This window comes from Flavobacterium sp. UMI-01 (assembly GCF_019656315.1).
In the GTDB taxonomy this organism is placed as follows: Bacteria; Bacteroidota; Bacteroidia; order Flavobacteriales; family Flavobacteriaceae; genus Flavobacterium.
Window position 1 is genome coordinate 309,485 of record NZ_BPLU01000008.1, and the last position, 19,502, is coordinate 328,986.

Consider the following 19,502-nt stretch of genomic DNA (forward strand, 5'->3'; position numbering starts at 1 on the left):
AGTTTAGAGTTTAAAAGTTACTAGTCCGTAATCCATTGTTATAATCTGCCCCGACATGGATTTTGCTTTGTCAGAAATCAGAAAATCAACCATATCCGCCACTTCCTTAACATTCAAATAGCCTTTCAAAGGGTGTCTTTCTACCATGTTTTCTCTCATACGTTCGTTGCGTAATATGCCTGCCGCCAGAGGGGTGTCAGTGATGGTTGGCGCAATCGCATTGATGCGTACACTTCCTGCAAGTTCAGCACCTAAGGATTTTACTAATCCTTCAATGGCTGCTTTGGCAGTAGCCACACTCGCATGATAGGGCATACCTAATTTAGTAGCTACGGTACTAAAAAGAACAATGGAAGGTGCATTGCTATTTTTGAGAATGGGCAAATACTTTTGAATCGCTTTTACAGCACCCATTACGTTGATTTCAAAATCGTTCCTGAAATCTTCAACACTTAAATTGCCAATAGGTTTGAGATTGATAGTACCCGGACAATAAATCAAAGCATCAATATCCTCAATTTCCGGTAAGGCATCTTGAGTAATATCAACACTATGATGCAATAAGTTTGGATGGGAAACATCAGGTGCGTTTCGGCTTAAATTAATCACTTTATTAGCTTCCAATTGGTTAAGTAAAACGGCGCTTCCTATGCCTTTACTTCCTCCTATGATGAGTATGTTTTTCATGTATTATCGTTTCGAAATTTTATTAATACTAATTTGTCGTTGTCGGGAGCATTTAAACCGCCCTTTTTCAAAAACGCGTAGTTTTTCATGTTTTGTTTTTCTACCTTGAACACGTTCGCGCCACATTCTAAAACTAGAAGGTTTCAGTTCTAATCGCATCAAGTTGATTACTTCCTGCTCCTTTAGACCAAATTGCATTTTGATGGCTTCAAATGTGGTTCGGTCTTCCCAAGCCATCTCTATAATTCTATCTTTAGCGAGATCGTCGAGTATTGTTTTCATTATCGGTATTTTTCAAATTGATTGACTACAATAGTGGCTTTCAAATCAAAAAGGAGATGATACAAACCAAAAAATGTTCTGTTCATATAAATAAAATGTTTGGAGCCACGGTTTCCGTTCATTTTCTTTAGATGGGTATCTTTGGAAAAACGTTCGCCTAATTGGGCAATACTGTTGAAAAATTTCTCGTTAGAAAAATCAAATACTTCAAATTGAAGCGGTTGGGTAAACACGGACAATAAATCGTAAAATAGTTGAGTGAAATAGTCGATTTCGTCTTCTGAATCATCCTTGCGTAAAATTTCGAGTTCAAATAATTTGGCACGAAATAATTTTGGGTCGTTAATGATTTTTTTATCAACCAATTCAAAATAAGGAATGTAAAAGTCCTCTGGAATGGCTTTCATGCACCCAAAATCAAGTGCTACTAATTCGTTTTGATGGTTTACCAAGAAATTACCAGGATGTGGGTCAGCATGTACTTTTTTAAGAATATGAATTTGATACATATAAAAATCCCATAAAGCTTGGCCAAGTTTATTGGCAATCTCAGGATTGGTGTTTTTAAATTCTGAGAGATGTACTCCTGACATCCAGTCCATTGTAATGATTTTTTGAGATGAAAATTCAGGATAATAGTTAGGGAATCGCAGATTATCTATTTTTTTGCAAGCCTTAACCACTTCTTGACTTTGAGCGAGTTCTAATTCATAATTAGTTTCCTCAATCAATTTGTCTTCAACTTCTTTAAAATATTTATCAGAGTCTTTTCCTTGCAAATTAAACATTCGGATAGCAATGGGTTTTACTAAGGCTAAATCAGAGGAAATGCTGTTCGCAACACCGGGATATTGAATTTTAACAGCTAGTTTTTTCCCTTCTTTAACAGCTAAGTGTACTTGTCCTATACTAGCTGCGTTGATGGAGTTGGGATTAAACTCATCAAAAATTTCGTAAGGCGTTTTACCAAAATTCGATTTGAATGTTTTTAAAACTAATGGAGCCGATAAGGGTGGTACAGAGAATTGAGAAAGCGAAAATTTCTCAACATAGGCTTGTGGCAGAAAGTTTTTGTCCATGCTCAACATTTGCGCAACTTTCAAAGCACTTCCTTTTAAACTTTTGAGGCCATCGTAGATATCCTCAGCGTTTTCTTCGTTTAATTTGTCGCGAGTCAAATCACTATTGACAATTTTTTCGCCATAGTATTTCAAGTAGTTGACACCTACTTTAGCACCTGTTTGTACCAGTTTAGTAGCTCTTTCTATTTTTGAAGTAGGGATGTAGTCTATTGTTTTCATGAGTGTTGTTGTATTTTTTCTTTAAAAATAAATTTCCCAAAATCCATTAGGCTTTCCAAAGGGCTACTATTGATAAGTTCAAAACTTAGTTTAACAGATTTTTCGATGTAGATGTCTGTTTTTTCAAAAGAGGCCGAATCGTCTTCTAACCAGAATTTTAAGGTAAGTAAAAATTGAATCCAAGCGGCTTCTTGTAATGCTTTGAGTTGAATTTCTCTCGCTTTTTCTTGTTTCAAAAGATAGCTGTCGGTAAGGATAGATGCAATATAGTTTTTGAACTTTTGACGTAAGTCCGATAATAGCAATACGTTTTTGAGTTGGTTTTTATGAGTATTCAAACTTAATGTGACAAAAGAACGATTGGCAGCTAATAGTTCGAAAAAAGTAAAATAAAAACTCAGTAATTTGGTTTGGCTATCATAGGTTGCATAATTGGAGTCATTTTCTAGCATTTCGACTGATTTTGTGAAGAAAACAGTATAAATTTCTTTTTCTAACGCTTCTAGAGTTCCAAAGAAGTTATAAAATTGCCCTTCATTCATCCCTGCCGCTTTGCTAAAGGCATAAACCGATGATGGTTTTTGTTGGTGTTCCAACCTATATTCCATGTACTGAGAGATGAGATACTCTTGCGTAATCTTTATTTTTTTAGTTGCCATGATGTTGATTTTTAAATTCTGTATAAAGTTACTAAAAAAATGTTTAACTTATTTTTTAAAAAGTTAAACAAAATATAATTGTATCTTTGTGTAAGCTTTGTTAACAAAAAATGGTGATATGAAAAAAACAGTACTGATTACAGGTGGAACAGGATTTATTGGAAAACATTTGATTCAACTATTGATTCAAAATGGCTTTGCAGTAAATGTTTTAAGTAGAACCCAAAGACAAGCGACCAGCAATGTAAACTATTATACCTGGAATGTTGACAGCTTTGAGATAGAGGAAGAAGCGGTTTTGAGCGCGGATTACATTATTCATTTGGCTGGTGCTGGCATTGCTGATGAGCGATGGACTGCAAAAAGAAAGAAAGTTATAATTGAAAGTAGAGTTCGGCCTGTGCAATTGATAGAATCGGTATTAAAGAAACACGATAAAAATTTAGAAGCTTTTATTTCAGCTTCTGGAATAGGAATTTATGGAGCGGATAATAGTCCCGAAATAATGGAGGAATCCAGTGCAGCGGCAACAGATTTTGTAGGACAAACGTGTAAAGTTTGGGAAGCATCAGCTGATGCTTTATTCAACTATTCAAACCGAATTGTTAAAATAAGAACAGGATTGGTTTTGGGGAGGAATGGAGGTTTTTTAAAAAAGATGGTTCCACCGTTCCGATGGCGTTTAGGAACAGTTTTAGGTTCAGGAAAACAATACATGCCTTGGATACACATTGATGATTTGTGTGCAATTTATTTGGAAGCGTTACAGAATACAAAAATGATGGGAGCATATAACGCCGCCATTAATGACCATACGACTAATAGCATTTTTTCGACAACCTTAGCACAAGTTTTGGGGTACAAACTTTGGTTGCCAGCAGTGCCGTCTTTTTTGATTAAATTGGCTTTAGGGGAGTTGTCCGTACTTCTTTTAAAGGGGAAAAGAGTTTCGTCTGATAAAATAGAAAATCTAGGATTTCAATTTGGCTATAATAAACTTTCTCAAGCATTACAAAATTGCGTCTAAAATCATATTTTACTATTGCGTATCGGTGATACTTTTAGGGTCTATTGCTTCCAATTGAAATAGTGTTTGTACTTTTACATTCACGGTTTTAGCAATTTTTTCACGGATCAGATAAGGAATTTCAATATTAAAATCTTCTGATAAAAGTGTGAATTCTGAAAAAAGCGCAATCCCGCCTTGAATGGTTTTGTAAAGGCTACTGCTAACAGTAATTGGTTTTGATTTACCGTGAATTTCAATGACACCTTTGATAAAAAAAGTCTTTGGAATTTTGGTTATTACTTTTAAATCAAACTTTTCTATAGTTCCTTTGAATTTTGCTTTGGGGTATTTATGTGTTTCTAAATAATAGTCATTAAAATGAGATTCCATTAAACTTCTTTCAAAATGAAAATTTTTCATAGGTATTTCAAAAAAAACATGTCCTCGTTTTATATTTAGGGTGGCTTTAACGGACTCGTTTTTAGCTTCTACAGGAATAAATAAAGGAACAGAAGCTTCAAAAAAAACAACAGCATTATCAACCGTCACTATTTTTTGAGAATAAGCGGTCATGACACACAATAAGAAGAAAAGTACTGTTTTTTTCATGATGAAAACTACTTTAGAGTCCTTCTTAAAGTTACGATTTTTTTTGGATTTTTAATAGAAAATGGAAATATAAAATACGAATTTTATCTCTTTTTTAACACGTCAAAAAATAGGTGTTTTAGATTTCAAGCCGTTTTTATTCTAAAAGTTTTTCTTCGTCTCTTTTCGCTCTAGCTAAGATGTTTTCAGGGAGTGATTTTTTGGCTTTGGCTCCCATTTTTTTTAATTTTTCGACACTAGTAATGAGGTTTCCTTTTCCTTCAAAAAGTTTATTCATTGCCCCACTATATTCTGTTTTGCTTTCGTCAATTTTTTTACCAATCTTAATTAAATCGGCCAAAAAACCTTCAAATTTATCATATAGAGCCCCTGCTTGTCGTGCGATTTCAAACGCATTTTCTTGTTGTTTTTGATTGGTCCACATGCTATCGATAGTACGCAACGTAGCCAATAAGGTGGAAGGAGTCACAATGACAATGTTTTTTTCAAAAGCTCTGTTGTATAAGCTATTGTCTTCGTTTAAAGCCAAAGCAAATGCTGGTTCAATTGGAATGAACAGCAACACAAAATCAGGACTCTCTATTTGATACAAATCCTGATAATTTTTATTTCCTAGCTGCTCCACATGACGCTTAATCGAATTAACATGTTCTTTGAGAAAATTTACTTTTAATTCATCTTCATCTTCATTGATGTATTTTTCATAAGCTGTCAAGGATACTTTAGAATCTACAATCATCTTTTTTCCGTCTGGCAAATTAATCACCACATCAGGTTGGACACGATTGCCTTCTTGAGCAGTAAAACTTTGTTGAACATCATATTCACGACCTTTTTCCAATCCTGATTTTTCCAATACACGCTCTAATACAAGCTCGCCCCAATTTCCTTGCATTTTGCTATCCCCTTTTAGGGCTTTGGTCAAGTTGAGGGTTTCTTTGCTCATTTGCAAATTCATTTCACGCAAACCTAAAATTTGCTGACGCAAAGCGGCATGATAATCAATACTTTCTTTATGGGTATCTTCTACTTTTTTCTCAAACAACTGAATCTTATCTTGTAGAGGAGACAAGATATTTTTCATGTTTTCTTTGTTTTGTTCAGTAAACTTATTGGATTTTTCATCCAGAATTTTGTTGGCTAAATTTTCAAATTCCTTGGTGAATTTCTCTTGTAATTTTTCAACTTCCTCTTTTTGTTCCTTATGACGTTCCCATAGGTTTTCAAAATCCACTTCTTTTTTCGAAAGTTGGATAGCCAAACTTTCCTTTTCGTTTCGAATGGATTCCTTTTCAATTTGGCTGATTTCGAGTTGCTTTTCGAAAGCCACTTTATCAGAAAGATGCTGTTCTTTTAATTGTGCAATTTGGAGATTTAATCCATTTAGTTTTTCTTCTAATCCACTTTTTTCCGCCTGAAATTGTGCGGTAAGTAGGAATTTCCCAATCATAAACCCCAAAGCCAGGGCAATACAAAAAATCAATAAAAAAGAAAGAAGTGTAGGCATAGAATAATCGTGTTTTTATAAAAAGTAAAAGTAGGAATAAATTGTGGGGATGTCATAGGGCAGGATAGAAAAATTTATTGAATGACGTAGGGACAAGTCACGACCTGTCTTTACACAAGTGCCAACCTGTAGATTCATATATCATGCGCTATTCTTATATGCCTGCATTTGTATGTATATGTTGTTTTGAAAATAGTTTAAATGAAAAGTCCCACCGAAGCAGGACTAAAGATTTTCATCTACGGCATATAGCCTTATTGTGATAAGATTAAAGATTAGAATTGTTTTAATCTGTTACAAATGTAAGTAAAAACTTTTTATTTATCAAAATAGAAAAAAATATTTAATTTGTATTTTTCTTACTATTTTTATTTTTTTCAAAATTTTAAATTACTATGGCAAAAATTTTAGGACTAGATTTAGGGACTAACTCGATTGGGTGGGCTTTGATTGATGATCAAATTAATAAAATATTAGGTGTTGGAAGTAGAATTTTTCCGATGGGAGTTGATAATTTAGGAGAAGGAGAAGGTAGGGAAATGTCTAAAAATGCTGGTAGAACAGGAGCTAGGGGAGTGAGACGACAGTTTTTTAGAAGAAGACTTAGAAAAAAAGTTTTGCTTAAAGCTTTGTCTGAGAATAGTATGTGTCCAATGAATTCGGAAGATTTTGAAGATTGGAAAAATACAAAACAATTTCCGTCGGAAAAATTAGCAAATTGGTTTGCACTGAATCCGTATGAATTACGTCAAAAAGCACTTGTCGAAAAATTAACTTTAGAGGAAATAGGTAGAATTTTTTATCATCTCATTCAAAGAAGAGGTTTTTTGAGTAATAGCAGAAAAGGAGGAAGTGATGATGGTGCTATTTTTAAAGGAAATCCTAAAGAAGGAAAAATTGGGATTACAGAAACACAACAAAATATAGCTGATAAAACATTAGGTTCTTATTTGTTTGAAATTTATCCTAAAGAAAATCAACCTTATCAACAAGGATTAGAGAGAATACGAAATAGATATACTACTCGAAAAATGTATGTGAACGAATTTGAATTGATTTGGGAAAAGCAAGCTCAATTTCATAATAGTTTTAACCTTGAGTTAAAGACTTTGTTTGGAGGAAGAAAATTAGATGGCTATATGGTAGATGGAATACTTTTTCATCAAAGACCTTTACGTTCCCAAAAGCATTTAGTTGGTTATTGCTCATTTGAACCTACCAAAACTAAATGTCCTTTAAGCGCGATTGCATTTGAAGAATTTAGAGTGTGGCAATGGGTAAATACAGTAGAATATAATGGAAAGAAGATTTCTCAGGAAGAGAAAGAAAAAATTGCTGAATTTTTATTTGCAAATGAAAAACCTGATTTTAAAAAAATCAGAAAAATGATAGGTAAAGAAAGTGCAGAATTCAAATTTAATTATAAAGATGATGATAAAATAGTTGGAACACACACCATTTCTAATTTATCTAATAAAAAATTCTTTGGAAAAAAATGGTTTGATTTTTCAGAGAAAGAACAAGAAGATATTTGGCATGTATTGTATTTTTTTGATAGTAAATCTAATTTAAAAGAATATGCCATTAAAAATTGGAATTTTACAGAAGACCAAGCGATAGCAATAGCTAAATTTAATTTAAAAGATGGGTATTCTAGTTTAAGTCGTAAAGCGATTTCAAACATATTACCGTTTTTGAAACTAGGTTATACTTATGATGTAGCTGTTGTGATGGGTGGAATTAAAAATGTTTTTGGTTCAGGTTGGGAAAAATTATCTGATGAAAAAAGAAACTTTTTGATTGATAATATTGAAGGAATCGTTCGTTCAAAAACCAAAGGTGGATTTATAGATGTTGTAAAAGATATTCTTCGAAACGATTATGGCATATCTGATAATCAATTACGAAAATTGTATCATCATTCAGCTACTATTAATGTTACAGATTTATTAGAAAAATTACCACTAGGAAAGGAAGCGGATAAGGAAATACAGTCTATTAGAAATCCGATAGTGATTACTGCTTTGTTTGAATTACGAAAATTAGTCAATGAATTGATTGATGAACACGGTAAAATTGACGAAATAAAAGTAGAAATGGCACGTGATTTAAAAATTTCAAAATCACAACGTAATCAAATTAGAAGAGATCAAAAGCGATTAGAACGAGAAAATGACAGAGTAAAAGAAGAAGTTTTAAAATATACACATCTATCTCATGATAATATTTTAAAATTTAAACTTTGGGAAGAATGTAAAAGAACTTGTCCTTATACTGGTTTGTCAATACCTATAAATGAATTGTTTACAAACAAATGGCAAATAGAACATATTCATCCTTGGAGTAAATCCTTAAACGATAGTTTTTCTAATAAAACACTATGTTTGGGAACTGAAAACATAAAAAAAGGTAACAAAACTCCTTTTGAATTTTATGGTAGTGATGAACAAAATTGGTCTGCTATCAAGGAAAGAGCATTAAAATTATTTTCTGACACTAAAGAATATCCAAATGCCTATCAAAAATTCAAGCGATTTGTGCAACAAAAATTTGATGATGATTTTATTTCACGACAATTAAATGATACCCGTTTTATCAGTAAAGAAGCAAAGAATTATTTATCAAAAATATGTAAAAAAGTAACAGTTTCTCCAGGTCAAGCCACATCAAACTTACGTCAAAAATGGGGATTGAATCATATTTTGAATGATGAGAAAGAGAAAACGCGTGAAGACCATCGCCATCATGCTATTGATGCATTGGTTATGGCTTGTACAAAAGTTTCGTATGTTCAAGAATTGTCAAAATGGAATCGATACAACCGAAATTATGATTTGAAAAAATTTCCGTTGCCTTGGGAAACTTTTAATTCTGATGCAGAAAAGGCTGTCGAAAAAATCTTGATTTCTCACAAAAAAGTATCAAATGATATTACTATTAGAACCAAAACAGTAGAGAAAAACGGTAAAAAACATACCAATCTTGGAGTAGCAGCAAGAGGTCAATTGCATAAGGAAACGGTTTTTGGAAAACGTACTTTTAATGGTGAAGAAGCGTATCATGTTAGAAAACCAATTGAAAGTTTGGAAACAGCAAAACAAATTGATAAAGTTGTTGATGAAACAATTCGAAAATTAATTTTAAAAAGAGTAAATGAATTAGGTGGGTTTATAAAAGACAAAGTTCCTGCCAATACATTTTTTGTAGCAGACGAAAATGGAATGAAACAACCACAAGTTTTCTTACCTAATAAAAATGGAGCTGCTGTACCCATATTGAAAGTAAGAGTAAAAGAGAATATTGGTGGTGCGGAAAAACTCAAAGTAAATGTAAATCAATGGGTAAATCCTAGAAACAATCATCATGTTTTAATTTATAAAGATGAAAAAGGAAACCTTAAAGAGGAAGTAGTGACTTTTTGGACGGTGGTAGAACGTAAAAGAACTGGGCAAGCCGTGTATCAATTACCAGTCGGAGGTAAAGAAATTATAACTACTTTGCATATTAATGATATGTTTTTATTGGGATTAAATGATGATGAAATCAATTGGGAGAAACCAGATTATGAAGTTTTAAAGGAACATTTGTATAGGATACAGAAATTATCATCAAAATTTTATGAATTTAGACAAAGTTCTCAGGCATCAATACAAAATAATTTCCAACCATTCTATGTGAGGATTCATAGTTTTGGAGATGGTAAAACGGGTTGGAATACTTTTACTCCAATTAAAGTAAAAATTTCAGTTTCTGGAAAAATCGAAAAGCTATAGCTCTATGAGGGAAAACAAAATAAAAAGTAAAGTTCTTTGACATAAATTTTCATAATCTTAAACAGCTCAAACCACAACGGAAATCGTTGCTTCAAAAATCGAAAGTCGATTTCCGTTGTGGTTTGATTAAAGATTAGAAAACACGATATTATTCATTAGGTGAGTTCAAAGGAGATTATGGTTGTGGTTTGATTAAAGATTAGAAAACACGATATTCGGTATTGGTTTCATAATTCGATTTGAACTGTTGTGGTTTGATTAAAGATTAGAAAACACGATATTCGTCACCAGTTAAAAGAACACATTCAGGGGGTTGTGGTTTGATTAAAGATTAGAAAACACGATATTAGCAGGAAGAAGTATTGGACAGCCTCGAAGGTTGTGGTTTGATTAAAGATTAGAAAACACGATATTACATTACCGTATTGGGGGTGGAAAGAAAGAGTTGTGGTTTGATTAAAGATTAGAAAACACGATATTAGTAAAGATACGCATTATAAAACAAACATGTTGTGGTTTGATTAAAGATTAGAAAACACGATATTGTATGTTATGACCAGTGCTTTTAATTAAATGTTGTGGTTTGATTAAAGATTAGAAAACACGATATTAAGCACGACTTACCACTTTAGAATACCAGAGTTGTGGTTTGATTAAAGATTAGAAAACACGATATTATTATTTTAAATTTCAATATTCCAATCATCGTTGTGGTTTGATTAAAGATTAGAAAACACGATATTTGATAAAACAATATTAATCTCAAATGGGGCGTTGTGGTTTGATTAAAGATTAGAAAACACGATATTTGGACAAAGGAATAAGATACGTGTGCGGAGGTTGTGGTTTGATTAAAGATTAGAAAACACGATATTTGATAAAACAATATTAATCTCAAATGGTGCGTTGTGGTTTGATTAAAGATTAGAAAACACGATATTGTAGGTTCGTTTATTGTTGGGCGTTGGTATGTTGTGGTTTGATTAAAGATTAGAAAACACGATATTACTTCAAAAATTCAAGAAAATGAAAACAATGTTGTGGTTTGATTAAAGATTAGAAAACACGATATTAGCGCAAACCCGTAATCGCCTACGATTGCTGTTGTGGTTTGATTAAAGATTAGAAAACACGATATTAGAATCTACTCCAGTAGTAGAAGCAACTCGTTGTGGTTTGATTAAAGATTAGAAAACACGATATTTCAGAATATAGAGATGTAGTTGAAAAGGCAGTTGTGGTTTGATTAAAGATTAGAAAACACGATATTTTTTTGGAATAAATGTAAAAAAACAAATTAGTTGTGGTTTGATTAAAGATTAGAAAACACGATATTCAACCCCTGTGCTAATGTTATGGCAGGGAGGTTGTGGTTTGATTAAAGATTAGAAAACACGATATTAAGCTAAACCACCGCTTATACCAGCCATCGGTTGTGGTTTGATTAAAGATTAGAAAACACGATATTAACAAGAACATAGCGGGGAAGTTACTCAAAGTTGTGGTTTGATTAAAGATTAGAAAACACGATATTTCTACCCCACTAATTTTAAAAGCTGAAACGGTTGTGGTTTGATTAAAGATTAGAAAACACGATATTAGAGCGTAAATTTCGATAACTGTTTGCTGGTTGTGGTTTGATTAAAGATTAGAAAACACGATATTGCTATCGGCTACTTTGTCAATCCCTATTTGTTGTGGTTTGATTAAAGATTAGAAAACACGATATTTAAAGCAGAAATATGTTTAGAACAATTTGGTTGTGGTTTGATTAAAGATTAGAAAACACGATATTATACCAATCAGTACCAGCAATTGCAAAGTAGTTGTGGTTTGATTAAAGATTAGAAAACACGATATTTTTCAGTTTCCAATGCATCCAAACGATTTTGTTGTGGTTTGATTAAAGATTAGAAAACACGATATTCTTTTTGTGTATTATCATTGTCTAATACTAGTTGTGGTTTGATTAAAGATTAGAAAACACGATATTTGAGGTTTCAAAACTTAAAACTACTATTAAGTTGTGGTTTGATTAAAGATTAGAAAACACGATATTAGTACAATATTGTAGGGATGTTGCTTACTAGTTGTGGTTTGATTAAAGATTAGAAAACACGATATTTGCTTACAGTTGGTGATGTTTGTCATTTTAGTTGTGGTTTGATTAAAGATTAGAAAACACGATATTCTTTTCTTTTAAGTCCGTAACATACCCTTGGTTGTGGTTTGATTAAAGATTAGAAAACACGATATTGTACAATATTGTAGGGATGTTGCTTACTAGTTGTGGTTTGATTAAAGATTAGAAAACACGATATTTTTCATAATCTCTAATCTTTTGTCCATCTAGTTGTGGTTTGATTAAAGATTAGAAAACACGATATTATTATAAATTAATAGACGAGATAGACAGCGGTTGTGGTTTGATTAAAGATTAGAAAACACGATATTTCTCGGTTGGCAATAACACATTTTCGCTTGGTTGTGGTTTGATTAAAGATTAGAAAACACGATATTTATCTGTCCAATAGCTTACATTATCTTTTTGTTGTGGTTTGATTAAAGATTAGAAAACACGATATTTTGCCTACTTTGGTTTCATTAAACAAAACGGTTGTGGTTTGATTAAAGATTAGAAAACACGATATTTCATGGCTGAGGATTTAGAACCAATTAAGCGTTGTGGTTTGATTAAAGATTAGAAAACACGATATTAAACTAAATTTACGGCACCAGTTTTCAATCGTTGTGGTTTGATTAAAGATTAGAAAACACGATATTGAGTTTAGTGAAATTAATTAAAAAATTAGAGTTGTGGTTTGATTAAAGATTAGAAAACACGATATTGGAAAAATTCATTAAGAATTACAACTTAGCGTTGTGGTTTGATTAAAGATTAGAAAACACGATATTAAACACCTAAAACTCCAAAAGTACTGGCCAGTTGTGGTTTGATTAAAGATTAGAAAACACGATATTCAAAAACACAAAGAGAGCGTAAGAAAATGCGTTGTGGTTTGATTAAAGATTAGAAAACACGATATTAGAACGCCTTTTACTAATTTTCCTAATGTTGTTGTGGTTTGATTAAAGATTAGAAAACACGATATTACCTACATTTTTTAATAAAAGGGTCGTTCGGTTGTGGTTTGATTAAAGATTAGAAAACACGATATTAAAACAGTCGAACTATTATATAAGTCAATAGTTGTGGTTTGATTAAAGATTAGAAAACACGATATTAGGAACACTTGCAGGTCGCGGAGTAATGACGTTGTGGTTTGATTAAAGATTAGAAAACACGATATTTATAAAAATTACTACGCCAATAAACAAGAAGTTGTGGTTTGATTAAAGATTAGAAAACACGATATTAATGCAGGATAAACGATTTAAGCGAAACCGGTTGTGGTTTGATTAAAGATTAGAAAACACGATATTCGTTTAGTGGATTAATGATAAATACTACCCGTTGTGGTTTGATTAAAGATTAGAAAACACGATATTGAAGTCACAATCTGAGGTTGTGCGCTGTTTGTTGTGGTTTGATTAAAGATTAGAAAACACGATATTAGTTGCTTTGTTAGCTTCTGATATTCAAAAGATTAAACTAAAATATCGTATTGAAAAATGTATCTTTTTTGCAGTGATAAGGCAAGATTGATACATTTTTTTGTTTGAGTATTAGCAGAGGGGGTATCCAACCGTATTTTTTTTAAAATAACTCTAATTGTGTGGGTTGAGGTGCTTTAGGAACTTCGGCTTTTCCCCAAAAGTTTTGAATGTTTCCAAATTGTTTGTCGGTGATGCGGAGAATACTCACTTTTCCCAAAGGAGGGAGCAGTTGGTAAATTCGTTTTTCGTGTACATCGGCACTTTCGCTACTAGCACAATGGCGCACATAAACAGAAAATTGCATCATAGAAAATCCGTCCTTCAAAAGATTATTTCGAAATAAGCTAGCATTTCTACGGTCTTTTTTGGTTTCGGTGGGTAAATCAAAAAATACAAACAACCACATTATTCGGTATCCGTTAAGTTCCATAATTTAGGATATTTTATTTTTTTCCTAATTCCAGTATAACATTGTTGCAAGGAGCTTGCTGTTTTTTGCAAGGCAACCATCAAAGGACTTTTTTCTTCTTTAAAATAAACGGTTTGAGTAAGCAATTGTAGCAATTCCGCTTTAATAGCCGTATTCAACTCTTGCTCAGGGAATTTTTGCATAATTTCATATACTTTTTCATCTACCAAGGGACGAAAAGGTTCCATAATATCATCCGCTAAAGCAAAAGCATTGTACTTACTCTTGTGATGAATGCCTAAAGTATTGAGTAATCCACTTCCTGCTAGTGCTCGCGCAGTTGCTGCCCTTAAAATAGCATACCCGTAATTGAGAAAATTATTGGGATAATCGCCAAATCGCTCTCGTCTGAAAGTAATGTCATACGTATCAAAAAATACTTTCCAATATTGATTGGCCGCCACACCTTCCATATTAGTGGTATCACCACTCAAAACTTTGCTAGCCAGAAAATCAAAACTATTTTTTTGTTTGGTAATTTTTTGCAACAGTATTCCTTGATTGGAAATTTTTTCGATAATGGTTTGTTGCCATAATTTTTTTTTCAGTGGGACAGAAGCCTCAATCTGTGCTTTGAAAATTTCTTGTTGTATGTGATGGCTATTTAGGTTCAAAAATAGTCCATTGGGCAAATGATTTTTCCCGCAAATGATAAGTGCAGCATTGTTTTCGACAAGCAAATTCATCGCTGGAATACTCAAGTAGATTTCTGAGTGATCAATGACAATAAACCCAATATCTTCAATGGGAATAGTGCTTTCTCTAATTTCTGTTTTAACAACTAGCTGAAGGTGCTTAACTGAAATGGAAGCTTTATTTTCAATAAGTAATGTTCTTTTTATCATAATTAAAAAGGTGTATAATTGATAATAAAACCATAACGATTCAAAAAAAGGGATTATAAGGTAAGAAATTATTTCAAATTAATACTTTTTTGAAGCTAAAAATTTTCATCTAACAAAGGGAGCTCGATAGAAAAGAACTAAATTTGCCCTTGAAATGTAAACCCAATCCATGCGCCACCGCCATTTTTTGTTATATAAACCCTATGGTTATCTCAGTCAGTTTATTTATGAGTTGAAACGAAAGAAAAAACTTTTGGGTGAATTGTATGATTTTCCAGAAGGTACTATGGCTATAGGTCGATTAGATGAAGATTCAGAAGGCCTTTTGTTTCTTACTACGGATGGAAAAATGAGCGAATTAATTCGGAGTAAAAAGGTAGCAAAAGAATATTATGTACAAGTGGATGGCGTAATTACCCAAGCAGCTATTGACCAACTCCAAATGGGGGTAGAAATAGGTGTGAACGGTCAAAAATACAAAACCAAAAAATGTCAAGCCCGACTACTTGAATGCATTCCTGAATTTGGTCCTAGAGGTAAAAAAATTCGTGATGAGCGTCACGGTCCTACATCTTGGGCTTCAATCACTATCAATGAAGGAAAATTTAGGCAGGTGCGCAAAATGACTGCAGCCGTTGGTTTTCCAACTTTGAGGCTGGTTCGTGTAAGGGTAGGAGATGTTATGTTGGGTAATTTACAATCAGGTGAAGTTATTGAAGTCGATGAATTTACAAATCTTAAACAAGTTGGAATTAAATAGAAATGGCAATAAACAATGGCAATGACAATATTCAATTACAATATGAATAGGAATAAAGAATTGCAATCATAATTATAAACAACTAAAACAACATAAACCATACCCCTTAAACTTTTAAACTCTTAAACTTTTTTAAACTTTTTTTAAACTCATAAAATAAAACTCTTAAACCCTAAACTTTTTAAAATGTTAAACATTGTTTTAGTAGAACCTGAAATACCTAATAATACAGGAAATATTGGCCGACTTTGTGTGGGTACTGAAAGCCGATTGCATTTGATTCATCCATTTGGTTTTGTAATTAATGATAAAAACTTAAAAAGGTCGGGATTGGATTATTGGGTACACCTTGATGTTACTGAATATCAAAATGTAGCAGAATGGAAGGCTCAAATTCCTGATTTGTCAAGAGTTTTCTTAATGAGTTCACATGCGACAACCTCTTATTTGGATATTGAGTTTCAAGATGGAGATTGGCTGGTTTTTGGAAAAGAAAGTGTGGGTTTGAGCCAAGAAGTTTTAGATCAATTTGAGCATCATTTGAAAATACCGATGTCTAATAAAATTAGAAGTTTCAACATTGCTAATTCGGTTGCCTTTGTAGTTGGTGAGGCGAGAAGACAAATTTGGACTGCTCATAAATAAGTTTTGTCAATGCCTTTCTATTGGCTTTAAAAAGAACTATATATGACCCGTAGGGTGAAATTAATTTAATAGTTAATTTTATAACTATTGTCACATTGAGCTTGTCGAAATGTATCATACTATGAAGTCTTCGACAGGCTCAGACTGACATTTTAAGTATAATTAACTTTAGATTTAAATTAGAATTACCAGTTTTAATGAATCTTATTAATTTCACCAAACGGGTTATATATGATAATTGCCTGACTGTTGGCAGGGTTTAGTTGTAAATTTTGAAGTATTTTAGGAAATTATAAATTTTCCTTTTTCGTTATCAAAATAGATATGTTCGTCCTGAAATAAAGTATTAAAACAACCTTGGGTTATGAGATTACAAGGTGTATCTTGAATTACTTTCTCAGGAGTCATGACAATCATTTCGTCGCTTAATTGTATCGCCATATCGATATCATGAGTAGAAAACAAAATGGCTTTTTGAGTTTCCTGACTCAGTTTTTTTAATAATTTGAACAGCGCTACTTTGTGTAATAAATCCAAATGAGTGGTGGGTTCGTCCAAAATAATCAAAGGAGTGTCTTGGGCTAGTGCTCTTGCTACCAATACTTTTTGTAATTGTCCATCACTTATTTCGTAATGTTTTTTAGAAGCTAGATGATTGATTTGGGTGAGTTCCAAAGCATCATGTATCTTAGCAATGTCGGTATCGTTCAGTTTTCCTATCCAATTGGTATAAGGTTGTCTTCCTAAGGCAACGAGCTCAAAAACTGTTAGGTTACTTGGGGGCAATTTTTCAGTCAAGACCACACTCAAATGTTGAGCTAAAGCCAAGGGACTATAATTTTCTATAGGTTTGCCCGCTAGCACAACTGTGCCTAAAAGAGGCTTTTGAATTCCTGTTAAAGTACGCAAAAGTGTCGATTTACCTATTCCATTGGCACCTATTAAAGCAATCAGTTTCCCCTGAGACAACGTCAAATTCACCTCCGAAGCAATGACTTTTTTATCATTTTTAGTCAAATATCCAATACGAAGACGAGAAGCTTCTAAGATAGGGTTGTTAGGCATGGCATTTTTTTCTAAAGTTATACTTCCTATTTTGATTATATTAGGGCTTTGTGTCAGGATAAAAACAATTTTATCTTCTTTTTCGCACCAATAACCAAATGACTATAGGCGCTCCAAATAACGAAGTTACGGCATTTATAGGTAAAGTTGTTTCGTATCCAGGCATTTGTGAAATAACATCACAAAGCAACATCATGCTAGCGCCAATAAGTAGGGTACTCCAAAAAAGGATTTGGTGATTACTCGTTTGAAAAAGCAATTTAGCAATATGAGGAACCGCTAAACCTATAAAAGCAATGGGACCTGCATACGCCGTAATACTTCCTGCTAATAGACTAGTAGCCAATATGATTATAAAGCGGGTTTTATTGAAGTTTAACCCCATGCTTTTAGCGTAATTTTCTCCCAGAAGCAAGGCATTAAGAGCTTTGATACTATACAAACTCAATCCCATTCCTACTACCACGGCAACAGTCAAAATTAAAATGGAATTCCATGATAAATTCCCCAAACTCCCCATGGCCCAAAATGTAAATTTTTGCAATTGGTCAGCTGTGCTGAAATAAGTAAGAGTACTCACAATAGCCGATGTAAAACTCCCAAACATAAGTCCTACAATTAAAATGGCAGCGGTATCTCTTAATCGTTGGGCTACAATCAATACTGCTAGTAAAACAACAGCACTCCCGAAGGTTGAGGCAAGCACAATCCCATACGATGACAATAAAATCGAAGCCAAAAAAGAAGGCATCAGGCCAGCACCTAATATTACAAAAGCCACTCCCAAACTTGCCCCTGAGCTGAGTCCTAAGACATAAGGTCCGGCTAGTGGGTTTCTAAAAAGTGTTTGCATCAATAAACCGCTAATTGACAATCCCATACCTACCATTATTGCTGTTATCGCTTTAGGTAAACGATAATTGATAATGATGTATTCCCAAGTAGATTTACTGGCTTGTCCTCCGGTCAAACTAGTCACAATTTCTTCAAAAGGAATCGTAACAGAGCCTAGACTAATGTTTAAAAAAAACAAGCTTAAAAAACCTATTCCAGTTAGAATAAATAACGCATATATTGTTTGTTTGGACGCCACTATCAGTTCAGTTTTTGTGCAAAAGTAAATGTATAATTAGGAAGTAATTCAGGATGAAGCATTTTGATATAATCTTTTAGAACCAAATCGGGGCGGCTAGGTGCTAGCTCATAATAAACAGTACCTCCAGTAGCCCCTAATTTTCCTTCGAAAGTATAAACCTCTTTTTGTTGATATGCTTTAAATTGTGCATAATGAGGATTGGCATCTGTCATTTCTTTCAAGGTTTTGAATGAACTAGTTGCTACCCACACTTGAGCGTTTTTTGCCTTATCCAAAACCGTTTCAAAAGATAAAGACAAACTTCCTGACCCTTGGGTGTCTGCCCAAAGATAATTTCCTTGCGCATCATTAATAAATTGAGCTACCCAACTATTCCCTTTGGCTACAAACCACTGATCTTGGTACATAGAACCATACATCACGCTTTTTTTCACTCCTTTTGTATCAGCTAGTTTTACTGCTTCTTGATAGTTTTGCACGATTTGGTCAAACTCTTTTTTGGCCTCTCTTTTTTTACCTAGTAAAGCACCATATAATTTAATCCACTCCGCTTTTCCTAGTGGTGTTTGCTCCATCCAATCTGCTTGTACCAAAGTTTTTAAACCGCTCTTTTCTAAATTTTCAATCATCGGATTGTGATTGTCCATACTGAAAGTAACAATCAAATCAGGAGCCAAATCAATCAATTGCTCCATATTTAATTTTTCGTTTTGTCCTAGATTTTTAACCCAACCTTTATCAATACGTTCTCTTGTTTTTGGGGATGAAATATAATCTGTATTAGGAAATCCTACGAGTTTTTCCGAGGCATCCAGTAATTCAAGGTAAGGAATAATGGTAGTGGAAGTCACAACAATTGACGTGAGTGGAACGGTAATGATAGGGTATTTTGTTAAACTATCTGGGACGTGGCCTTGTTTTTCTTTTAAAATATAAGTCAAATCCTCAGTTGCATTGGGCCAAGGGGTAATGATTTTTACAATCGAAAAATCCTTGTTTTCATAGATAGCTAAACTTGTTGCATATTTAATTTGATTGGTTGTAACAGACTGTGTTACACTGGAGACATCTTCCTTTTTTTTACAGGAAACTAGCATTAAAATAGTCCCTACCAAAAGAGGGAAAAGGGATTTAAATATCATTATTTAGCATCTTTTTTGGATACAAAGGTAGGAGA

15 protein-coding genes and 1 CRISPR repeat array are annotated in these 19,502 nt (G+C 33.1%); of the genes, 4 read left to right on the plus strand and 11 right to left on the minus strand.

The features are described 5' to 3' along the window. Positions 1 to 3 precede the first annotated feature (3 nt). The 4 genes from K5R64_RS05915 to K5R64_RS05930 are packed head-to-tail and all read right to left on the minus strand — an operon-like array spanning position 4 to position 2,929. Positions 4 to 687, minus strand: coding sequence for an SDR family NAD(P)-dependent oxidoreductase (locus K5R64_RS05915; protein WP_220761779.1), 684 nt, complete (start codon positions 685 to 687; stop codon positions 4 to 6). Positions 688 to 690: 3 nt separating this feature from the next. After that, positions 691 to 969 carry a TIGR03643 family protein gene (locus K5R64_RS05920; protein ID WP_220761781.1) on the minus strand — a complete coding sequence of 93 codons (279 nt, stop codon included), beginning with the start codon at positions 967 to 969 and terminating at the stop codon, positions 691 to 693. Further along, positions 969 to 2,270, minus strand: a complete 1,302-nt coding sequence (locus K5R64_RS05925; RefSeq protein WP_220761783.1) for an AarF/ABC1/UbiB kinase family protein — start codon at positions 2,268 to 2,270, stop codon at positions 969 to 971. The genes K5R64_RS05920 and K5R64_RS05925 overlap by 1 nt, the downstream gene beginning before the upstream one ends. Continuing rightward, complete coding sequence (locus K5R64_RS05930) at positions 2,267 to 2,929, minus strand: TetR family transcriptional regulator C-terminal domain-containing protein (protein ID WP_220761785.1); 663 nt, start codon at positions 2,927 to 2,929, stop codon at positions 2,267 to 2,269. Before K5R64_RS05930 ends, K5R64_RS05925 begins: the two co-directional genes overlap by 4 nt. Before the next feature lie 118 nt (positions 2,930 to 3,047). Between K5R64_RS05930 and K5R64_RS05935 the strand changes: the two genes are divergently transcribed. Next, positions 3,048 to 3,956 (plus strand): TIGR01777 family oxidoreductase, encoded by a 909-nt coding sequence (locus K5R64_RS05935; RefSeq protein ID WP_220761786.1) that lies wholly within the window; start codon positions 3,048 to 3,050, stop codon positions 3,954 to 3,956. Between the two features lie 12 nt (positions 3,957 to 3,968). On the opposite strand, the gene K5R64_RS05940 is transcribed toward K5R64_RS05935, so the two are convergent. Both K5R64_RS05940 and rmuC read right to left on the minus strand, forming a co-directional pair. Then, entirely contained in the window at positions 3,969 to 4,547 is a 579-nt protein-coding gene (locus tag K5R64_RS05940; protein ID WP_220761788.1) for a YceI family protein, read from the minus strand. Positions 4,548 to 4,683: 136 nt separating this feature from the next. Beyond that, a complete protein-coding gene (gene rmuC / locus K5R64_RS05945; RefSeq protein WP_220761790.1) occupies positions 4,684 to 6,054 on the minus strand; it encodes a DNA recombination protein RmuC in 1,371 nt (456 codons plus the stop codon). Positions 6,055 to 6,449: 395 nt separating this feature from the next. Here rmuC and cas9 point away from each other — a divergent pair, with 395 nt between their 5' ends. Next, positions 6,450 to 9,827: a type II CRISPR RNA-guided endonuclease Cas9 gene (cas9, locus tag K5R64_RS05950; protein WP_220761792.1), complete on the plus strand. Its 3,378-nt coding sequence runs from the start codon at positions 6,450 to 6,452 to the stop codon at positions 9,825 to 9,827. 114 nt (positions 9,828 to 9,941) lie between these two features. Continuing rightward, positions 9,942 to 13,403: a CRISPR direct-repeat array (repeat unit 36 nt; unit sequence GTTGTGGTTTGATTAAAGATTAGAAAACACGATATT). Positions 13,404 to 13,545: 142 nt separating this feature from the next. Here the strand turns inward: cas9 and cas2 are convergent. Together cas2 and cas1 are read right to left on the minus strand one after the other, a co-directional pair. Next, the gene (gene cas2 / locus K5R64_RS05955; RefSeq protein ID WP_220761794.1) at positions 13,546 to 13,875 is read right to left on the minus strand and encodes a CRISPR-associated endonuclease Cas2; all 330 of its coding nucleotides are present in this window, start codon (positions 13,873 to 13,875) and stop codon (positions 13,546 to 13,548) included. After that, positions 13,851 to 14,759, minus strand: a complete 909-nt coding sequence (cas1, locus tag K5R64_RS05960; RefSeq protein ID WP_220761796.1) for a type II CRISPR-associated endonuclease Cas1 — start codon at positions 14,757 to 14,759, stop codon at positions 13,851 to 13,853. The genes cas2 and cas1 overlap by 25 nt, the downstream gene beginning before the upstream one ends. 169 nt (positions 14,760 to 14,928) lie before the next feature. Here cas1 and K5R64_RS05965 point away from each other — a divergent pair, with 169 nt between their 5' ends. Then, positions 14,929 to 15,519: a pseudouridine synthase gene (locus K5R64_RS05965; RefSeq protein ID WP_220761798.1), complete on the plus strand. Its 591-nt coding sequence runs from the start codon at positions 14,929 to 14,931 to the stop codon at positions 15,517 to 15,519. Between the two features lie 186 nt (positions 15,520 to 15,705). Further along, on the plus strand, positions 15,706 to 16,164 hold the full coding sequence (locus tag K5R64_RS05970) for a tRNA (cytidine(34)-2'-O)-methyltransferase (RefSeq protein WP_220761800.1): 459 nt from the start codon (positions 15,706 to 15,708) through the stop codon (positions 16,162 to 16,164). A gap of 282 nt (positions 16,165 to 16,446) precedes the next feature. Here K5R64_RS05970 and K5R64_RS05975 read toward each other — a convergent pair whose 3' ends face one another. From K5R64_RS05975 to K5R64_RS05985, 3 genes are all read right to left on the minus strand, one after another. Next, a complete protein-coding gene (locus K5R64_RS05975) occupies positions 16,447 to 17,229 on the minus strand; it encodes an ABC transporter ATP-binding protein (protein WP_220761802.1) in 783 nt (260 codons plus the stop codon). A 70-nt stretch (positions 17,230 to 17,299) separates the two neighbouring features. Next, on the minus strand, positions 17,300 to 18,322 hold the full coding sequence (locus K5R64_RS05980) for an iron ABC transporter permease (RefSeq protein WP_255580309.1): 1,023 nt from the start codon (positions 18,320 to 18,322) through the stop codon (positions 17,300 to 17,302). A gap of 2 nt (positions 18,323 to 18,324) precedes the next feature. Continuing rightward, entirely contained in the window at positions 18,325 to 19,467 is a 1,143-nt protein-coding gene (locus tag K5R64_RS05985) for an ABC transporter substrate-binding protein (RefSeq protein WP_220761804.1), read from the minus strand. Positions 19,468 to 19,502: the final 35 nt, after the last annotated feature.

Coding starts and splice junctions, on each gene's coding strand:
- K5R64_RS05915 (WP_220761779.1), bottom strand. CDS start 687: ATGAAAAACATACTCATCATAGGAGGAAGTAAAGGCATAGGAAGCGCC.
- K5R64_RS05920 (WP_220761781.1), bottom strand. CDS start 969: ATGAAAACAATACTCGACGATCTCGCTAAAGATAGAATTATAGAGATG.
- K5R64_RS05925 (WP_220761783.1), bottom strand. CDS start 2,270: ATGAAAACAATAGACTACATCCCTACTTCAAAAATAGAAAGAGCTACT.
- K5R64_RS05930 (WP_220761785.1), bottom strand. CDS start 2,929: ATGGCAACTAAAAAAATAAAGATTACGCAAGAGTATCTCATCTCTCAG.
- K5R64_RS05935 (WP_220761786.1), top strand. CDS start 3,048: ATGAAAAAAACAGTACTGATTACAGGTGGAACAGGATTTATTGGAAAA.
- K5R64_RS05940 (WP_220761788.1), bottom strand. CDS start 4,547: ATGAAAAAAACAGTACTTTTCTTCTTATTGTGTGTCATGACCGCTTAT.
- rmuC (WP_220761790.1), bottom strand. CDS start 6,054: ATGCCTACACTTCTTTCTTTTTTATTGATTTTTTGTATTGCCCTGGCT.
- cas9 (WP_220761792.1), top strand. CDS start 6,450: ATGGCAAAAATTTTAGGACTAGATTTAGGGACTAACTCGATTGGGTGG.
- cas2 (WP_220761794.1), bottom strand. CDS start 13,875: ATGGAACTTAACGGATACCGAATAATGTGGTTGTTTGTATTTTTTGAT.
- cas1 (WP_220761796.1), bottom strand. CDS start 14,759: ATGATAAAAAGAACATTACTTATTGAAAATAAAGCTTCCATTTCAGTT.
- K5R64_RS05965 (WP_220761798.1), top strand. CDS start 14,929: ATGCGCCACCGCCATTTTTTGTTATATAAACCCTATGGTTATCTCAGT.
- K5R64_RS05970 (WP_220761800.1), top strand. CDS start 15,706: ATGTTAAACATTGTTTTAGTAGAACCTGAAATACCTAATAATACAGGA.
- K5R64_RS05975 (WP_220761802.1), bottom strand. CDS start 17,229: ATGCCTAACAACCCTATCTTAGAAGCTTCTCGTCTTCGTATTGGATAT.
- K5R64_RS05985 (WP_220761804.1), bottom strand. CDS start 19,467: ATGATATTTAAATCCCTTTTCCCTCTTTTGGTAGGGACTATTTTAATG.